Origin of the sequence: Parasphingopyxis lamellibrachiae, assembly GCF_003385775.1 — a bacterium.
Lineage (GTDB): Bacteria > Pseudomonadota > Alphaproteobacteria > Sphingomonadales > Sphingomonadaceae > Parasphingopyxis > Parasphingopyxis lamellibrachiae.
On the sequence record NZ_QRDP01000004.1, the window covers coordinates 473,417 to 491,544 of the forward strand.

The following is an 18,128-nucleotide window of genomic DNA, read 5'->3' on the forward strand; positions in this document are numbered from 1 at the left end:
CGGGGGGCTCTCTACATGAGCTCTAACCGATAAGGAGATAATATCATGGCAACCAAGCCAGTTACCGATGGAAGCTTTGAACAAGATGTGCTCTCGGCGGAAGGCCCCGTCCTCGTCGATTTCTGGGCAGAGTGGTGCGGCCCGTGCAAGATGATTGGCCCGGCTCTTGAAGAACTGTCCGACGAAATGGCGGGGCAGGTGACCATCGCCAAGGTCAACATAGACGAAAACCCGGAAGCGGCCGCTAAATATGGCGTACGCAGCATTCCCACAATGCTGATCTTCAAGGGCGGCCAGAAACATGCCGAGAAGATTGGCGCGGCGCCTAAAATGCAATTGAAGCAGTGGATCGAAAGCGCCGTTGCGTAAACTATCCGAACAGAGTTTTCGCAGCTTGATCCCATAGCTGCGGTGTGGCGGCCGAGAGCAATCCCGGCCGCCGATCACCCGGTCGATAGGGTTCGCCGTCGGGGCGGGCCGTCCTGCCGCCAGCTTCAGCAAGCAACAGAGACCCGGGCGCATGGTCCCAGGGCAATGTGCGTTCGAAAAGCGATATATCGTTCACGCCGGTTACCAGACGGGGATATTGTTCGCCCGCACAGCGTGGAATGGGCACGACGCTAAACTGGCCATTTGACCGGACTTCGATGCGTTCGCGCTTCTCCGGCGTCATGAAATGCATGCCGAATGCAGCAACCGGCAGCTCTGCGCCGCTCGGTTTCGCCATTACCTTCTCACCATCGATATAAGCACCATGGCCGCGATGGGCATGGCAGAGTCGGCCGTTCACAGGATCCAGCAACCAGCTCGCTAGCGGGTCGCCATCTCCCAGCAGAGCGATCATGACGGCAAAGGGCGTTTTCCCTTCGGAAAAATTGGTCGTCCCGTCGACCGGGTCGATCAGCCAGACGTTTCCGTTATTGACGGCATCGAGAAGGGCGGGATCGGTTTCGGAGGCCTCTTCACCCACGATCCGGGCTTCGGGTAGCAGCGCGGCGAGACCTTCGCTGAGCCGGTCTTCGCTCTCCTGGTCAGCAATCGTGACGATTTCACCGGGGGATTTTTCCTTTATTTCGTGCGTCGCGAGAGACTGGAAGCGCGGCATGATGATATCGGCAGCGACGCTGCGCATCAGCGTCTCAACCGCATTGGACAGCGGATGAAATGTCATGAGCGATAATCGGCGTTGATCGAGATATAGCCATGGGTGAGATCGCAGGTCCAAACCGTGGCCCGGCCGTCACCAATGCCGAGATCGATACCGATTTCGATGGCATCGCCCTTGAGATGAGCCGCAACGGGCGCTTCGTCATAGTCTTCAACCGCCACGCCATTCCGGGCGACCTGGGTCGCACCGAACCGGATGGACAGCCGGTCGCGATCCGCCGGTTCCCCGGCCTTGCCGACCGCCATTACGATCCGGCCCCAATTTGCATCTTCACCTGCAATGGCGGTTTTAACGAGTGGGGAATTGGCGATCGAAAGGCCCACGCGCCTTGCGCTCTCGTCGTCTTCCGCGCCCTCGACGGCGATTTCGATAAATTTGGACGCGCCCTCGCCATCGCGGACGACAAGATGCGCCAAGTCCAGACAGACCTGCTCCAGCGCCGCTGCGAACGCATTGGCGCCGGCATCGTCGAAGGAAGCGAGCGGCGCGTTGCCCGCTTTCCCCGTTGCGAACACCAGCACGGTGTCTGACGTCGACGTGTCACTATCCACGGTGATGCAATTGAAGCTTTTGGCGGTGGCCCGGTTCAGCAGGTCTTGGAGGAATTTCGCGTCGATCGCGCCATCGGTAAAGACAAAGCCAAGCATGGTCGCCATATCCGGCGCGATCATGCCCGATCCTTTAACGATCCCGCTGATCTGCACGGCCGTATCGCCAATCATCGCGCGCGCCGATGCGCCTTTTGGAAACGTGTCCGTCGTGCCGATGGCATGGGCTGCCTCTTCCCAGCGCGCTTCGGGTGCCGAGAAAGCGGCTTCCAGCCCGGCCTCCGCCTTGTCGATCGGCAGCGGTTCCCCGATGACACCAGTCGAGCAGATGAAAATTTCGGACTGTTCGCAGCTCAGATGCCCGGAAACCTTGGTCGCAATGGCCTCCACAGCGGCGCGCCCCCGATTGCCCGTAAAAGCGTTGGCATTGCCAGCATTGACGATAAGTGCCCGGGCCTTGCCATGCGTCAATGCATCGCGGCACCATTCGACTTCAGGAGAGGGGCATTGCGAACGTGTCGTAACACCGGCGACAGTCGTTCCTTCGCCAAGTTCGACAAAAGTCAGGTCGCAGCGGTCCCATTGCTTGTATTGGGCGCGCGAAACTCTTGGCTGTGCTCCGCCAATGGTCTTCAAGGAGGCAAATTCGCTAGGTGCAAGCGGAGATTTTTCGATGGTCATTGTCAATAATCCATAATTCTCGCCCGCCTTAACGGCTCATCCTCCAATTGACTATCCACCTCCTCATCCCTACATCGCGCGCCTAGGAATTTCAGGGGTTTTGGGCCATTTTCGATGGCCTTCCCAACACAATAAACGTCAGGAACGCCCATGTTTGGCGGCATTGCCAAATCGATATTCGGATCAAGCAACGATCGTTATCTCAAAAAGCTCGACAAGATTGTTCAGCAGATCAGCGCGCTGGAGCCTGAAATTCAGGCGCTGAGCGACGATCAACTCAAGGCGCAGACACCCAAGTTACGGGAACGGCTGAGCGGTAGCGAGACGCTGGACGATATTCTGCCTGAGGCTTTTGCAACAGTGCGCGAAGCGGCGATGCGAACGCTGGGTCAGCGTCATTATGATGTGCAGATGCTCGGCGGAATTGTGCTTCACCGCGGCGAAATTGCCGAAATGGCAACGGGTGAGGGCAAGACGCTTGTCGCGACCCTGCCGGTTTATCTGAACGCGCTGGAGGGCAAAGGCGTCCATGTCGTGACGGTCAATGACTATCTGGCCAGCCGCGATGCCGAATGGATGGGCCAGGTCTATCGCTTCCTCGGGATGGAAGTCGGCGTCATCGTACCGAACCTGCCCGAAGACCAGCGCCGCGCCGCTTATGCCGCAGACATAACCTACGGCACGAACAATGAGTTCGGTTTCGATTATCTTCGCGACAATATGAAATATTCGCGGGCGCAAATGGTCCACCGGCCGTTCAATTTCGCGATAGTCGACGAGGTGGATTCGATCCTGATCGACGAAGCCAGGACCCCGCTTATTATTTCCGGTCCGACCGAAGACAAATCGGAACTCTACATAGGCGTTGATGCGGTCGTGAAGCAGCTGACCGAAGAGGATTACGAGCTTGACGAGAAGCAGCGCTCCGTCACGCTAACGGAGGATGGCACCGAACGGGCGGAGCGCCTGCTGGAAGAAGCCGGACTGCTCGAGGGCGCCAACCTTTACGACTATGAAAATACCCAGGTCGTACACCACCTCCAACAGGCATTGCGCGCGAATACACTGCAGCGCCGTGACAAGGAATATCTCGTCAAGAATGACGAAGTGGTGATCATCGACGAATTTACCGGGCGCATGATGGACGGCCGCCGATGGTCGGACGGGTTACATCAGGCCGTCGAGGCGAAGGAAGGAGTTCCGATCAAGCCGGAAAACCAGACCCTCGCATCGATCACCTTCCAGAATTATTTCCGCATGTATCCGAAACTTGCAGGCATGACGGGAACGGCGCTGACCGAAGCGCCCGAATTTTACGACATCTACAAGATGAACGTAACGACAATTACGACCAACAAGCCGATCCAGCGGATCGACGAGGTCGATGAGTTTTATAAAGACGAAATGGACAAGTTCGCGGCTATCGCCAAGGCTATCCGCGAAGCCAGCGAACGAGGGCAACCCGTGCTTGTCGGCACCGTTTCGATCGAAAAATCCGAACTTCTCTCCGAATTCCTGAACAAGGAAAAGGTCGAGCATGCGGTACTCAATGCGCGCCATCATGAGCGCGAAGCGCATATCGTGGCGCAAGCCGGCCGATTGGGCGCGGTGACGATCGCCACCAACATGGCGGGTCGCGGTACCGATATCCAGCTTGGCGGCAATCTGGAATCCCGGATCGAATCCGAACTTGGGGGTTTGGAAGAAGGCCCCGAGCGCGATAAGGAAATTGCGCGGATCACGGCCGAAGTTGCGGAAGAAAAGGAAAAGGTGAAGGCTGCGGGCGGCCTGTTCGTTCTCGCTACCGAACGCCATGAAAGCCGCCGGATCGACAACCAGCTGCGCGGCCGTTCCGGTCGCCAGGGCGATCCGGGCCTTAGCCGCTTCTATCTCTCGCTCGACGACGATCTGCTGCGCATATTCGGACCACAGACCATGTTCGCCAAAATGGTCCGCAGCAACCTGGAAGAGGGCGAAGCTATCGTTAGCCCCTGGGTGGCCAAGGCTATCGAAACGGCGCAGAAAAAGGTCGAGGCGCGCAATTACGATATCCGCAAACAGGTCGTCGAATATGACGATGTGATGAATGACCAGCGCAAGGTCATTTACGAGCAGCGCGGCGACATCATGGACGCCGAACAGGTCGACGATATCGTCGTCGACATGCGGCAGGAAACCGTCAATGGTGTTGTCGCCGATCATTGTCCGCACGGAACCTATCCCGAGCAATGGGATATCGACGGGCTCAAGCGCGAAGTGGACGCGCTGTTCGGTCTCCAGCCACCGATTGACGACTGGATGAAGGAAGACGAAGTCGCGCCCGATCTGATAGAGGGCCGGCTGCTTGAACTTGCCGATCGGCAGGTTGCGGAAAAATCCAAGGATATTCCGGCCGAGGACTGGGTGGGCGTTGAAAAGAGCATCCTGCTCCAGAATCTCGATGTGCAGTGGAAGGAACATCTCTCCACGCTCGATGCGCTCCGTCAGGTCGTCAATCTGCGGTCCTATGCGCAGAAGAAGCCGATCGACGAATATAAGCGCGAAGCCTTTTCCATGTTCCAGCAGATGCTCGTGAATATTCGTGAGGAAGTTACCAAGACACTGGCGTTTGCAACGTTCACGCGCGCTGCGCCTCCGCCTCTGCCGGACCTTCCGGATTTCATCACCACGCATATTGATCCGCTGACCGGCGAAGACGACAGTGCGGATATCGATGCGGGCGATCTTGGCCTGGTATCCGCGAAACTTCCGCCGCGTCAGACGGGCGCACCGCGTCTTGACGAGTTGCTCGCCGGAGACCCGAAAGACTGGGAGGGCAATGTCAGCCGCAACGCGCCTTGCCCGTGCGGATCGGGCCGGAAGTACAAACATTGTCACGGGGCGCTGAAATAAGCGCCGCAACCGCCCTGTTGTCTATACCGCTGGCTCGCTGGCGGCCCCGGTGATCGCAACACCCGATCCTGTCGTTTTGGCCGACGACGCTCTCTCGCGGGGCGACAATCTCGAAGCCTATGATATTGCCATGTCGGCGAGAGAAGAGGGGATAGAAACTCCCCGTCTTGCCTATATCGCGACGCTGGCGCTCGCCCGCATGGGCGATACCGGGATGGCGCTCGATCACTATGAAAAGGCCGGGCTGGGTGCGATCGACGATGACGACATATTGGCGCTCTGGGGCCGGTTGAAAAAGGACTTGGCGGAAAAGGCGAAGCCGGCAGAGCGCGCGGCACTATTTGCTGAGGCCAGCAAGGCCTACCGCGAAGTCTATGAGAACCGGCCCAGCTATTATACCGGGATCAATGCAGCGACGACGGCGCTGCTCGCGGGGGATCGCGAGGCAGCCGAAGAGCTTGCCCGGAAAATACTGGAAGACCCGGAAGTCGCGAAACCCAAGGGGTTTTACGCCACCGCCACGGCCGCCGAAGCCAATGTGCTGCTGGGTCGTTCGAGTGACGCCTTTGCAGCGATTTCGGCCGCGATAAGCTGGTCGGACGCCAGTGTCGGCTCGAAAGCCTCCACATTCCGCCAGATGATGCTGATCGCCAAGGTCGTGCCGGACATGGCCGAGGCGATCGCGCCTCTCCTGGAGCTGCTCCGCCCGTCGCCCGTCCTTGTCTATACCGGGCATATGTTCGTGGCGGACGCCAAGGTAGAGGATGTTCTGTCAGCGCGGATAGAGACCGCTCTCGACGATCTCACGCCCGATACGGCCTATGGCGCGCTGGCATGCGGATCGGATATCCTGATCGCCGAGGCCATCCTGCGGCGCGGGCTCGAACTGCATGTCGTGCTGCCGTTTGAGCGCGGAGACTTCATCGAGCAATCCGTCCGTCCGGGTGGAGAGGCTTGGATCGCGCGGTTCGAACATTGCCTCGACCGGGCAACCAGCGTCAGTTTTGCGACCGATATGGGCTATATTGGCGATCCGAACATGTTCAATTACGGATCGGCGGTCGCCATGGGCCTTGCGCGGATGCGGGCACGCCATTTGCGGACCAGCGCCGTCCAGCTCGCCGTTGCCAAGACTCAAAGCGGGGTGAATGTTGCCGGAACCAACAGCGATGTCGCGATCTGGCAGAAGCTCGGCCATCACAGCCATATTATCGATCCCGGCGACATTGATCGCGACCTTGATCGGCCGCCTCAAATAGCCATGCCCGAAGACGTGACCCGGGTGGCCCATTCGATGATTTTCGGTGATTTTGCGGGGTTTTCGAAACTGACGGAAGAGGCGCTGCCGGTTTTCGCGACCGAGATATTGGGCAAGGCCGGCGCAGTTCTGGATCAGTTCGGCGACAAGATTCTGTACCGCAACAGCTGGGGCGATGCGATCTATGCCGTGATCTCGACGCCGACGGATGCGGCGGAGATCGTAACGCAGCTCCAGCGGCAGCTTAACGATGTACCGGATATCTTGAGCGAAGCCGCCGGAGCCCATTGCGGGATGCGGATAGGCCTGCATCACGGCCCGATCTATCGCGGCTATGACGCCGTCATGATGCGCACGACCTTTTTCGGGACCGAGGTAACGCGCACCGCCCGGATCGAACCCGTCACCCCGACCGGCGAGGTGTATGCGACGGAAGCCTTTGCAGCCGTCCTCGCGCTGGAGCCGGAGCAGCGCTTCTGGACGCACTATGTCGGCCGTGTGCAGCTGGCGAAAAATTACGGTGAGCTTGCCATGTACAAGCTCAGCCCGCGCACGCCGCATGATGAGGAAGAGGCGGCCTGAATCGCGGCAAATGGCGCTCGGCAATCCCGCGCTATTACGTCGGCGGCGAGCCCCTGAAGAAAATGGTGGTTGGCAAGTGGCTCCCCGGGTCTGATTCGAACAGACGACCGATCGGTTAACAGCCGATTGCTCTACCACTGAGCTACCGGGGAATGCCCTTGAGGTCTGCCGAACGGTACAAGTATCGATCAGCAGCCGCGCGCCTATAGCAACGCTTGGTGGGGCGATGCAAGCGTCTCAGACGATGAATTGTTCACGGTAGATGCGTTCGTCCAGTGCATGCTCGGGATCGAACATAAGGGAGAGCGTCTGGCTGGTGTCCAGACAGACGTTGACGGTCGCGACATCGCGGACCTCGCGCTGGTCCGCAACCGCGCTGACCGGCCGTTTCTTGGGCTCCAGGACCCGGAAGGCAATCTCAGTGCTGTCGGGCAGAATTGCGCCCCGCCAACGCCGCGGCCGGAACGGGCTGATCGGCGTGAGGGCCAGCATTTTCGATCCCATGGGCAGGATCGGGCCGCGTGCGGAAAGATTGTAGGCGGTCGAGCCGGCAGGCGTTGCGACGATCACGCCGTCGCACACCAGCTCCTCGATCACGATATTGCCGCCTGCGTGGACTTCCAGCTTGGCTGTTTGGCGCGTCTCGCGGAGCAGGGAGACTTCGTTGATCGCCGGGCTGGAGATCCGGTCGCCATCGACCGTCACCGCATCCATCCGCAGGGGCGCGACCGTGAATGTCTTCGCCTTGCCCAACCTCTGGCCGAGACCTTCGACGCGCCATTCATTCATCAGAAAACCGACGGTGCCCAGATTCATGCCGAAAACCGGTTTTATCTGGCGATCGGCCAGCATCTGGTGCAACATTTGCAGCATGAAGCCGTCGCCCCCGAGCACGATCACGGCTTCCGCCTCTTTCAAATCGACGAAATCATGCTGCTCGCGCAGTACCTCTGCCGCTGCCTGCGCTTCATCCGTCGGTGAGGCGACGATTGCGTATTTGCCGTCAATATTCATCCGCCCGTAACGCTCATGTGCCGGGCGACGGAAGGTGTGTCGGAATCGCCGGAAATCGAGAAGTCATGCTGTTTCGGTTTGAGGGTCATCGCGCGGTCGAGCACCCGGTCCAGCGCTTCGGTTCCGCCTTTTCGCAGGGCGGTCTTCAGATCCAGATGATCGTCATGGCCAAGGCACATGTAGATTTGCCCCGACACCGTGATTCGCACTCGATTGCAGCCATCGCAGAAATTGTTGGTGAGCGGCGTTATCAGGCCAAGCTTGAGGCCGAGCTCTTCGACCTTCCAGTAGCGCGCCGGGCCTCCGGTACGCTCGGCAAGCGGCACGAGCTGGAATTGTTCCTCCAGATCGCGCTGCACGGCGTCGAGCGGCAGATAGCGATCGTGCCGGTCGTCATCGATCCGGCCGAGCGGCATGGTCTCGATCAGGGTCAGGCCATGGCCCTCGCTCGCGCACCAGCGCATCATCGGCACTATCTGGTCGTCGTTCAGCCCCTTGAGGGCCACCATGTTGATCTTGACCTCCAGCCCGGCGGCCTTGGCCGCGGCGATGCCCTCCAGTGTCTTCTCCAATTCCCCCCAACGGGTGATATAGCGAAATGTTTCCGGGTCGCGCGTGTCGAGGCTAACATTGATCCGGCCGATGCCGGCGTCGACAAGTGCCTCCGCATGCCTGGCGAGCCGCGTCGCATTGCTCGTCATGGTCAATTCGTCGAGATCGCCGCTCTCCAGGTGTCGGCCAAGCCTGTGCGCCAGGTCGACAACGCCCTTGCGGACAAGGGGTTCGCCGCCCGAGAGCCGGATCCTGCGGACTCCGCGCGCGACAAAGGCGCTGGCGATCATGTCGATCTCTTCGAACGAGAGTATGTCTCGCCGCGGCAGGAACTGCATCTTCTCGGACATGCAGTAGCGGCATCTGAGATCGCAGCGATCCGTAACAGAAATCCGCAAATAGCTTATCCGGCGGCCATATCCGTCGGTCAGGGGCCGTGCCGGCGCGGTGGGGGTAGGGGCCATGGACATGCCCTAAAACGGGCCCGTGGCGGGAGCAAGTGTGGATCGGAACATTGCACAGCGGCCGATGCGCTCTAGAGTATCCCAAGATCGCGGTGCATCGTTCGTTTCTGGGACCAATAGTCATATCCACTTTCGCATCTTCAACCGGTAATCCGCTCTTTCTGCTGTCGTTCCGGCAACGCAATGAGCTGGCGACCGTTGTCGAGCGCGCGGGCTGGGCTCCGATCGCCGCACGCCGCATGGACAAGGCGGAACGACGTTTCATCCTGTCCGGCGCGAGAATAGCCGTGGTCGACAGCAGGGGGGCGTTTGACGATGGGCTGGCGGCAATCAGGATACTGGCCGACCCGGTGGAAGCGAATGCTGCGGCCTTGCTGGTTCTGGTTTCCAAGACAGATGTGGCGCGGATCGATCAAGTGCTGGCGGCGGGCGCGACCCACTATCTCGCGAGCCCATTTGGCGATCAGGAGCTGATCCAGACGCTGCGCTTCGTCGACCGCTATACCGTGAGGGTCGGCGGCCGGTATCAGCATGCCGCAGCACGAGTCGCTCCGGAAACGGTCAGGCAGACATGGAAACTGGACCGCGGGGCGGGGCAGGTGGCGCTCAATCCTTCGCTCACCGCTTTGCTGGATGTGTCCTTGGTAGAGGAAGGTTCTATTCTCTGGCCCGATTTTTTGCAGCTGTTGGGAGAGAAGGCCGGAGAGGAAGCAGGGCGCGCCCTCGACAAACTAACTGGAAACGGCCAGCCCACCGCCTTTGCGCACGACCTGCCAGGCGCATCGCACGAACGCATGGTCCATCATCTCACCCTGGATGAAGACGGGAAAACTGTTCGAGCCTGGGTGGAACTTCCCGACGAAGAAACGGACCATCGGAATATATCGGAAAGCGATTATCTGACTGGTGTCGGCGATGTGCACAGCGCTCATCAATGGATCGATACGCAACTCGGCGCAGAGCGCGGGGATGGGCCGAAACTGGCGCTGCTGCTGATTTCCCTGCACCGGTTCGAACGTATCAATCAGGCTTATGGCAGCGCTACTGGCGATGCGGTGCTGCAGGGCATGGCACGCCGGATCGAGCGCCTGATATTCGCCATGCCGATGCGGGCTAAACTTGTCGCCAGGCTGGCTGGTGCCGAGTTCGCCATTGGTCTGGCGCCGTCCGTATCGCTCGAAGAGGCGGAATTTGCCGCGAGGCAGCTTGTCGGTGTGCTTGAGAAGCCCTTCATTACCGACGATCAGGTCATCCGGCTGAAAACACGATGCGGTATTGTAACGAGCGAGGATGGAGACGAAAACGCGGCGGCGGTAATGCGGCGAGCGAGCGTCGCCCTGGCAGAAGCGCGAGACGGAGAGACACATCCCATCCGGGTGTTCGGGAAGGATGAAGAAGGGCAGGCCGAGCGCGACAGCCAGTTGGAGATAGATCTGCGGCACGCATTGGACCGGGACGAGATCGAAATACTGTACCAGCCGCAGGTGTCGATTACGTCCGGAAAGATTGTTGGGGTTGAAGCGCTGGCGCGCTGGCAACATCCGGTATTCGGGGAACTGGGTGCAATCGCCCTGTTCGCGGCGGCCGAGCGTTCGGACTATCTGATCGAATTGTCGCAGCATGTGCAAAAAAAGGCCGTCGAAACCGCAATGGGCTGGCCCTCTGCACTGGCCGGACTGCGGCTTTCCGTGAATGTTACGGCTGCTGACATGGCAGAGGAAGATTTTGTCGATCGCTTTTCCGAGATGGTGGATGATGCGGGTTTCGATCATGCGACACTCACCGTCGAAGTCACCGAGAGTGGTTTGATCGAAGATCTCGGGATTGCCGCCGAATGTCTTGCTGAGTTGCGTGCCAGTAAATTCCGCGTGGCGATTGACGATTTCGGGACGGGGTATTCAAGTCTGGCCTATCTCAAGACCCTGCCGCTCGATTACCTCAAAATCGATCAGCGACTGAGCCAGGACATTACAGGGAGCGCGCGGGACCGGATCGTCGTCACCGGGGTGATTGAGATGGCGCGGTCGCTGGGCCTGTCGGTCATCGCCGAAGGGGTCGAGACTGAAGAACAGCTGTCACTGCTCGCCGAGCAGGGTTGCGAACTCTATCAGGGTTATCTCTGCGCGCCGCCTGTCGATATCCCAGCGCTCGAAGCACTGGTGGCCGGGCACAACTAAGACGCCGCTTTTGCCAGTCCCTTGGAAAGCTGCAGCGCGCCGTTGAGCCGCGCCTGCGGATCGCCCCAGTTGCGGGTGATAACCAGCTTGTGATCAGGGCGCAGTTTTGCAGTTCCCTTAAGCCGCTCGACATAGTCGATAAGCCCGGCGGGATTGGGGAAGCTGTCCTGAAAGAAGCTGACAAGGGCGCCGCGCGGTCCGACATCGATTTTCGAGACATGCGCCTTTTTGGCGTTGAGCTTGGTTTCAATCACCTTGAGCAGATTGGCGGTGGGGGACGGAATATCGCCAAACCGGTCGATAAGCTCGGCCGCGAAGGCTTCCACCTCTTGCCGGTTTTCCAGATCGTTCATTCTCCGATAGAGCCCCATACGCAGATCGAGATCAGGCACATAATGATCGGGAATCATGATCGGCGCGTCGACGGTGATCTGCGGTGAGAAATCTTCTGTCGGCGCTTCCAGCCCGGCACTGCCAGCCTTGGCCGCGATAATCGCGTCCTCAAGCATCGACTGGTAGAGTTCGAAGCCGACCTCCTTGATGTGGCCGGACTGTTCGTCGCCAAGCAGATTGCCCGCGCCGCGCTGATCGAGATCATGACTGGCAAGCTGGAAACCAGCGCCAAGCGTTTCGAGATCGGAGAGGACGCCGAGGCGTTTCTCGGCCGCTTCCGTCACGATCCGGTTTGCCGGGGTCGTCAGATAGGCATAAGCGCGCTCTTTCGAACGGCCGACGCGCCCGCGCAGCTGATAGAGCTGGGACAGGCCAAACTGGTTAGCGCGGTGAATGATCAGCGTGTTCGCCGAGGCAATATCCAGTCCGCTTTCAATGATCGTTGTCGATAGCAGCACATCATAGCGCTTGTCGTAAAAGGCCGACATGCGTTCCTCAACCACGGTTGGCGACATCTGGCCATGGGCGGTAACGAAGCTGATTTCGGGCACCTCCTCGCGCAGGAACTGCTCTATATCGGGAAGGTCGGAAATACGCGGCGCGACGAAAAAGCTCTGCCCGCCGCGATAATGTTCGCGCAGCAGGGCTTCGCGTAGCACGACCGGATCCCAGGGCATGACATAGGTGCGCACGGCAAGGCGGTCGATCGGCGGGGTCTGGATGACCGAAAGCTCGCGCAAGCCCGACATCGCCATTTGGAGCGTGCGCGGGATCGGGGTCGCGGTCAGCGTCAGCACATGGACATCGGCTTTCAGCGATTTGAGCCGCTCCTTGTGGACCACGCCGAAATGCTGCTCCTCATCGACAATCACCAGGCCAATCCGTTTGAAGTCGATGGATTTGGCGAGCAGCGCATGGGTGCCGATCACGATATCGACCGAGCCATCGGCAAGGCCTTCGCGCGTCGCCTTGGCTTCGGCGGTCGGCACGAGGCGCGACAGCCGTCCGATCTTCATCGGGAAACCGGCGAAGCGCTCACTGAAATTGGTGTAATGCTGCCGTGCGAGCAGGGTCGTCGGACAGATTAGCGCGACCTGCATGCCCGCCATCGCCGCGACATAGGCGGCGCGCAGGGCAACTTCGGTTTTTCCGAAGCCCACATCGCCGCACACCAGCCGGTCCATCGGTGTGCCTTTGCCCAGATCGGCGATCACCTGCTGGATAGCGCGGTCCTGATCTTCGGTTTCGGCATAGGGGAAGCGATCGACAAAGCTCGCATAGCTGGAATCCGGCTCGGCAATATCGGCGGTGCGCAGCGCGCGGGCGGCTGCCGTCGCGATCAGATCCCCGGCTATCGCCTGGATCCGGTCTTTCATTTTCGCTTTACGGCGCTGCCAGCCTTCGCCGCCCAGCTTGTCCAGCGCTACGCCGTCACCCTGCGAGCCATAGCGCGAGAGCACATCGAGATTCTCGACCGGAACATAAAGCTTGTCGCCGCCCGCATATTCAAGCGCCACGCAATCATGGGGGGCATTGCCGACCGGGATCGACGTCAGCCCCTCATAGCGGCCAATGCCATGCTCGCTATGTACGACGAGATCGCCGGGCGTGAGCGTTGCCAGCTCATTGAAAAATGCGTCGGCATCCTTCTTGCGCCGGGTTTTGCGGCGCAGCCTGTCTCCCAGCATGTCCTGTTCGGAAAGCAGCGCGACATCGGGGGATGTGAAGCCATGATCGAGCGGGATAACGGCCAACGAGATTGTGCCGCCAAGCGCCGACTGCCAATCGTCAGCAAGAGCGGTATTGGCAAGCCCATGCTCTTCCAGCAGGCCGCCAAGCCTTTCCCGCGCACCGATACTATAGCTGGCAAGCACGACCTTTTTGTCCTCAGCCCGTAGCGCGATGATGTGCGCGACAACCGCTTCATAGACATTCGCGTTCGCCTTGCGCTCTGGCGCAAAATTTCGGGCGCTGGCGACATCGAGATCGACAATCGCCGGGCCTTCGGGTTCGCGAAAGGCGCTGGTCAGGTGCAGCGGCGTCTCTGCAACCACGGCATCCCATTGGGGGTTCGTCAGATAGAGCGTATCAGGGGCAAGAGGGCGGTAGCTGCCCGGATCGGAAGAGCGGACCTCTTCGCGGTTTTTGTAGTAGTCGGCGATCGCCTCGAACCGGGCTTCTGATGCCGCCGCCGTGCCGCCATCGCGAACGAATACAGTGCCTTCGTCCAGATAGTCGAAAAACGTCGCGAGTTTTTCTTCGAACAGCGGCAGCCAATGCTCCATTCCGGCAAGGCGGCGGCCTTCACTGATCGCCTGGTATAGCGGATCGCCGGTTGCCGTTGCGCCAAACAGTTCGCGATATCCGCTACGGAAGCGTTTTACGTTATCCTCGTCGAGCAGCGCTTCCGACGCGGGGAGGAGGGTGAAGCTCTCGGCGCGACCGGTTGTGCGTTGGTCGGCGGGATCGAAGCGCCGGATGCTCTCAATCTCATCACCGAAGAAATCCAGCCGAAGCGCTTCCTTCTCGCCTGATGGAAACAGATCCAGCAACCCGCCGCGCACCGCATATTCCCCGGCATCGGCCACGCTCTCGACGCGGATATAGCCATTGGCCTGTAGCCGCGCGGTCAGAACGTCCCGGTCGATGCGCTCGCCGGGCGCCAAATGCGCGACAAGCTGGCGGATGCGAAACGGCGTCAATGTCCGCTGAGTCACGGCGTTGGTCGTCGTTGCGATTAGGCGGGGCTTTTTCTGCTCGCGCTGGAGCGCGTTGAGTGCGGCAAGGCGTTCGGCCGCAATCCGCAGGCTCGGACTGGCGCGGTCATAGGGTAGGCAGTCCCATGCCGGAAAGCTGACAATCTCGATCTCGGGCGCGAAATAGGCGGCGGCTTCAGCCAGCCCGCGCATCGCCGCGTCATCGGGCGCGATATAGACGGCAGGCAGCCCCTTGAACGCCGCCGCACGCGCAAGGTCCGCCATCAGGGAGGGCAGGAAGCCCGTCGGCGCACTGGCAAGCGTCAGCGGCGTGCTGGCTTCGAGAATTTTCTGAATCTCGGTCATTTGGCGATGGGGATGTAATCCAGAACCTGCATGCGGCGCATCATGGGGCCATCGATTTCGGCAGGTGGCTCTTGGGTTCCGATGGCCCAGGCCATGATCGTGACATCGTCGATTGCGAGCAGGTTTTCAAACCAGTCCGCTTCTTCCGCTGACCATTCTGCCGAATAGCGATCGAAAAAGCCGCCAATCAGCAGGTCAGCCTCTTTGGTTCCGCGGTGCCATGCGCGAAACTTCAGGCGTTTCAGGTGATCGGCGTGATCCATGTGAACTCCAACAGCAAAAGGCCGACAGGCGCTGGTATGGCTTGTCGGCTTCGGTATAGAAGTCTCTAATCATGCGCCCCGAGATACTCAATCCGCTGTTTGCCGAAATCGTAGCCCTGAAGGGTGTCGGCAAGGGTCTCGCCAAGCCGCTGGGGCGGCTGAAGCTCGAACAGATTGTCGATGTGCTCTTCCATCTGCCGACAGGCTGTATCGACCGGAAACGTGTGGAAACGCTCGATATGGCTGACGCGGGCCGGATAGTGACGGTGATTGTGACACCCATCGACTATAAGGCTGGCGGCCCGCGCAGCCCTTTGCGTATTCAGGCGGTGGACGGGGAGGGGAATATTGTCAGCCTTGTCTATTTCAACAACCCGGGATGGGCGAGAAAGCTGCTTCCGCTGGGCGAGCTGCGCGCGATTTCGGGCCGTATGGAGATGTATGGTCAGGAATTGCAGATCGTGCATCCCGACATGGTCGTCAAACCCGATGAGATTGAAGAAATTCCCCAGCGCGAATCCGTCTATGCACTATCCGAAGGGCTGACCAACAAGCGGCTTAGCCAGCTTGCGGCCCAGGCGCTGGAGCGCGCGCCCGAGCTTCCCGAATGGATCGAACCGGGGCTGAAGGCACGTGAGGAATGGCCAGCCTGGCGCAAAGCTATCGGTGCTATCCATGCGGACCCGACCAACGATAAGGCGCGGCGGCGGCTCGCCTATGACGAGATTTTCGCCAACCAGCTGGCGCTCGCCCTTGTCCGGCAATCGGCCCGCAGCCGCCGCGGGGAGCGGTTAAACCCAGATGGCAGGCTGCGCGACATGCTGAATCTTCCCTATGAGGCGACGGGTGCGCAGACGCGGAGCATTGCCGAAATCGAAGCCGATGTGCAGCAGGACAAGCCGATGCTGCGTTTGCTGCAGGGCGATGTCGGTTCGGGGAAAACTCTCGTCGCGGTGATGGCCTTGCTGATGGCGGTGGAATCGGGTGCGCAGGGCTCGCTTCTCGCGCCGACGGAAATTCTCGCGCGCCAGCATTTCGATACGATTTCGGCCATGCTTGCGGGCCTGCCGATCAATGTTGCGGTGCTGACCGGGCGGGACAAGGGCAAGGTGCGGGAATCCACGCTGATGGGGCTTGCCGATGGCTCAGTGGATATCCTGATCGGTACCCACGCGATTTTTCAGGAGGCGGTGCGCTACAAGAAGCTCGGCCTTGCGGTCGTGGACGAGCAACACCGCTTTGGCGTGGCGCAGCGCATGATGCTGTCGCAAAAGGCGGAGAAGCCGCCGCATCTGCTGGTGATGACCGCGACGCCCATCCCGCGCACGCTCACGCTGACCCATTACGGCGAGATGGATGTTTCCCGGCTCGATGAAATGCCGCCGGGGCGCCAGCCCATCGAAACCCGGGTGCTGAATGCGGGCCGCCTCGACGAGATCATTGAAGGTCTGGGCCGCCATGTTGCGGGCGGCGGGCAATCATATTGGGTCTGTCCGCTGGTCGAGGAAAGCGCACTTTCCGATCAGGCTGCCGCGGAAGACCGGGCGCAATTGCTCAAGGCGCGTTTTGGCGAGGAACGGGTGGGTCTAGTCCATGGCCGGATGAAGGGGCCGGAAAAAGATGCGGTGATGGACCGTTTCCAGCGCGGCGATCTCGCTGTGCTTGTCGCGACGACGGTGATCGAGGTGGGCGTTGATGTGCCCAATGCGACGCTGATGATTGTGGAGGGCGCTGACCGGTTCGGGCTGGCCCAGCTCCATCAGCTGCGTGGCCGGGTCGGGCGCGGTGATGCCCAGTCGATGTGCCTGCTTCTGCGCGGCGATACGCTGAGTGAAACGGCGCGGGCGCGGCTTAAACTTTTGCGCGAAACCAATGACGGCTTTCGTATAGCGGAAGAGGATTTGCGATTGCGTGGCGCGGGAGAACTGCTGGGCACGCGCCAGTCTGGCGATGTTGGTTTCCGGATTGCACCGCCTGAACTGGTTGCCGAACTTGCGCCGATCGCCAATGACGATGCGCGCCTGCTGATCGAGAATGAGGGCGGCCTGGACAGCGCACGCGGGGAGGCTGCCCGGATTGCACTTTACCTGTTCAAGCGCGATACTGCGGTTCCGTTGCTGCGCAGCGGCTAAGGCCATTCGCGGCCATCGCAACAGGGGAAAGAAATGCCTATTGCACGTCAAGCATCAGTCGTTCTTGCTGCCTTTCTGCTATCGGGCTGTTTTGCCGAAGCTTCAAACAGCAATCCTGCCGAACCCGAATTCGCTGCATCGGAAACAACGCCCGATGCCGATCTAGAATCGGCCCGCACTTTCGTCGAATCTGTTTACCAGAGCTATATCGACGGCAATGGCATCGAAGCCTTCTCCGCCGTCATTGCCCCGGAACTTCTGGCGTTGATGGGCGATGAATATGGTGCGGACCCGCTTTGCGCGTGCCAGGACTTTGGTGATTTCAGCTATGCGATAGAGCGTATGGAAGCGGTGGATGACGATGTTATCGCGGAGGTGAGCTTCAGCAATTTCGGAAGTGGCCAGACCGTCGCCTTGCGGCTCTCCCGGACCGATGGCGAGTGGCGTGTGGCCGATATCGGCTATCCGGATATGCCCAGTCTTGCCGACGCGCTGCGGGACGGCTCCTAAAGCCGGAATTGTACCGGGCGTACGGCCGACTCTCAGCCGTCGTCGTTATGCGCCTTTTTTGGGGTGGAATCGAGTTTCTGGCGATAGCCGCTCGCGTCGAACGGGCGGATGAATTCGGCACCGATACGATCGCTCAGCGACCATACGATACGGGCGTTCACTTCGCCGATAAGCGGCAGGTTCAGCCTAACCAGCGTCCCTTCCCGATAAGCTTTCGGGGAAATCGCCATGAAACCGAAGGGTGAGAGATTCCCCACCAGGATTTCGTGACCGTCTTCGCCGGGTTCATGCAGTTCGGCGCGAATAGACACAGCATCGCGCGCAGCACGACGTTTTTCGACATCGAAAATATGCTGAGCGAGAGGTTGCGCGTTCATCCTGGTTTCTCCTAATCCGCCGGAATTACCCGATCTTACTCGCAGAAACTCTTTA

At 60.1% G+C, this 18,128-nt stretch carries 13 protein-coding genes and 1 tRNA gene; 6 read left to right on the forward strand and 8 right to left on the reverse strand.

Going from position 1 to position 18,128, the window contains the following annotated elements:
- Positions 1–45 precede the first annotated feature (45 nt).
- Positions 46–369, forward strand: coding sequence for a thioredoxin (gene trxA / locus DFR46_RS02455; RefSeq protein WP_116235015.1), 324 nt, complete (start codon positions 46–48; stop codon positions 367–369).
- Between the two features lies 1 nt (position 370).
- Here the strand turns inward: trxA and DFR46_RS02460 are convergent, their stop codons facing one another.
- A complete protein-coding gene (locus DFR46_RS02460) occupies positions 371–1,171 on the reverse strand; it encodes an inositol monophosphatase family protein (RefSeq protein WP_116235016.1) in 801 nt (266 codons plus the stop codon).
- The gene (gene argJ / locus DFR46_RS02465; protein ID WP_116235017.1) at positions 1,168–2,397 is read right to left on the reverse strand and encodes a bifunctional glutamate N-acetyltransferase/amino-acid acetyltransferase ArgJ; all 1,230 of its coding nucleotides are present in this window, start codon (positions 2,395–2,397) and stop codon (positions 1,168–1,170) included. The genes DFR46_RS02460 and argJ overlap by 4 nt, the downstream gene beginning before the upstream one ends.
- Before the next feature lie 150 nt (positions 2,398–2,547).
- Here argJ and secA point away from each other — a divergent pair, with 150 nt between their 5' ends.
- Positions 2,548–5,289, forward strand: coding sequence for a preprotein translocase subunit SecA (secA, locus tag DFR46_RS02470; protein WP_116235018.1), 2,742 nt, complete (start codon positions 2,548–2,550; stop codon positions 5,287–5,289).
- 49 nt (positions 5,290–5,338) lie between these two features.
- The gene (locus DFR46_RS02475) at positions 5,339–7,129 is read left to right on the forward strand and encodes an adenylate/guanylate cyclase domain-containing protein (RefSeq protein ID WP_211306363.1); all 1,791 of its coding nucleotides are present in this window, start codon (positions 5,339–5,341) and stop codon (positions 7,127–7,129) included.
- A gap of 77 nt (positions 7,130–7,206) precedes the next feature.
- On the opposite strand, the gene DFR46_RS02480 is transcribed toward DFR46_RS02475, so the two are convergent.
- From DFR46_RS02480 to moaA, 3 genes are all read right to left on the reverse strand, one after another.
- Positions 7,207–7,281 (reverse strand) — tRNA-Asn (locus tag DFR46_RS02480).
- Positions 7,282–7,366: 85 nt separating this feature from the next.
- Positions 7,367–8,143 carry an NAD kinase gene (locus tag DFR46_RS02485; RefSeq protein ID WP_116235020.1) on the reverse strand — a complete coding sequence of 259 codons (777 nt, stop codon included), beginning with the start codon at positions 8,141–8,143 and terminating at the stop codon, positions 7,367–7,369.
- Positions 8,140–9,165: a GTP 3',8-cyclase MoaA gene (moaA, locus tag DFR46_RS02490; protein ID WP_116235021.1), complete on the reverse strand. Its 1,026-nt coding sequence runs from the start codon at positions 9,163–9,165 to the stop codon at positions 8,140–8,142. The genes DFR46_RS02485 and moaA overlap by 4 nt, the downstream gene beginning before the upstream one ends.
- Positions 9,166–9,251: 86 nt before the next feature.
- On the opposite strand from moaA, the gene DFR46_RS02495 reads away from it, so the two are divergent.
- Positions 9,252–11,336 carry a putative bifunctional diguanylate cyclase/phosphodiesterase gene (locus DFR46_RS02495; protein WP_245953627.1) on the forward strand — a complete coding sequence of 695 codons (2,085 nt, stop codon included), beginning with the start codon at positions 9,252–9,254 and terminating at the stop codon, positions 11,334–11,336.
- Here the strand turns inward: DFR46_RS02495 and mfd are convergent.
- Together mfd and DFR46_RS02505 are read right to left on the reverse strand one after the other, a co-directional pair.
- Positions 11,333–14,791 (reverse strand): transcription-repair coupling factor, encoded by a 3,459-nt coding sequence (mfd, locus tag DFR46_RS02500; protein ID WP_116235022.1) that lies wholly within the window; start codon positions 14,789–14,791, stop codon positions 11,333–11,335. The genes DFR46_RS02495 and mfd overlap by 4 nt on opposite strands.
- Complete coding sequence (locus DFR46_RS02505; RefSeq protein WP_116235023.1) at positions 14,788–15,054, reverse strand: FAD assembly factor SdhE; 267 nt, start codon at positions 15,052–15,054, stop codon at positions 14,788–14,790. Before DFR46_RS02505 ends, mfd begins: the two co-directional genes overlap by 4 nt.
- A gap of 71 nt (positions 15,055–15,125) precedes the next feature.
- Here DFR46_RS02505 and recG point away from each other — a divergent pair, with 71 nt between their 5' ends.
- Together recG and DFR46_RS02515 are read left to right on the forward strand one after the other, a co-directional pair.
- A complete protein-coding gene (gene recG, locus DFR46_RS02510; RefSeq protein ID WP_116235024.1) occupies positions 15,126–17,186 on the forward strand; it encodes an ATP-dependent DNA helicase RecG in 2,061 nt (686 codons plus the stop codon).
- 33 nt (positions 17,187–17,219) lie between these two features.
- Complete coding sequence (locus DFR46_RS02515) at positions 17,220–17,696, forward strand: YqhG/Tai3 family protein (protein WP_116235025.1); 477 nt, start codon at positions 17,220–17,222, stop codon at positions 17,694–17,696.
- 32 nt (positions 17,697–17,728) lie between these two features.
- Here the strand turns inward: DFR46_RS02515 and DFR46_RS02520 are convergent, their stop codons facing one another.
- A complete protein-coding gene (locus tag DFR46_RS02520; protein ID WP_116235026.1) occupies positions 17,729–18,073 on the reverse strand; it encodes a PilZ domain-containing protein in 345 nt (114 codons plus the stop codon).
- Positions 18,074–18,128: the final 55 nt, after the last annotated feature.

Bases quoted from the DNA above. Each gene is read 5' to 3' on its own strand.
- trxA (WP_116235015.1), top strand. From the start codon at position 46: ATGGCAACCAAGCCAGTTACCGATGGAAGCTTTGAACAAGATGTGCTC.
- DFR46_RS02460 (WP_116235016.1), bottom strand. From the start codon at position 1,171: ATGACATTTCATCCGCTGTCCAATGCGGTTGAGACGCTGATGCGCAGC.
- argJ (WP_116235017.1), bottom strand. From the start codon at position 2,397: ATGACCATCGAAAAATCTCCGCTTGCACCTAGCGAATTTGCCTCCTTG.
- secA (WP_116235018.1), top strand. From the start codon at position 2,548: ATGTTTGGCGGCATTGCCAAATCGATATTCGGATCAAGCAACGATCGT.
- DFR46_RS02485 (WP_116235020.1), bottom strand. From the start codon at position 8,143: ATGAATATTGACGGCAAATACGCAATCGTCGCCTCACCGACGGATGAA.
- moaA (WP_116235021.1), bottom strand. From the start codon at position 9,165: ATGTCCATGGCCCCTACCCCCACCGCGCCGGCACGGCCCCTGACCGAC.
- mfd (WP_116235022.1), bottom strand. From the start codon at position 14,791: ATGACCGAGATTCAGAAAATTCTCGAAGCCAGCACGCCGCTGACGCTT.
- DFR46_RS02505 (WP_116235023.1), bottom strand. From the start codon at position 15,054: ATGGATCACGCCGATCACCTGAAACGCCTGAAGTTTCGCGCATGGCAC.
- recG (WP_116235024.1), top strand. From the start codon at position 15,126: ATGCGCCCCGAGATACTCAATCCGCTGTTTGCCGAAATCGTAGCCCTG.
- DFR46_RS02515 (WP_116235025.1), top strand. From the start codon at position 17,220: ATGCCTATTGCACGTCAAGCATCAGTCGTTCTTGCTGCCTTTCTGCTA.
- DFR46_RS02520 (WP_116235026.1), bottom strand. From the start codon at position 18,073: ATGAACGCGCAACCTCTCGCTCAGCATATTTTCGATGTCGAAAAACGT.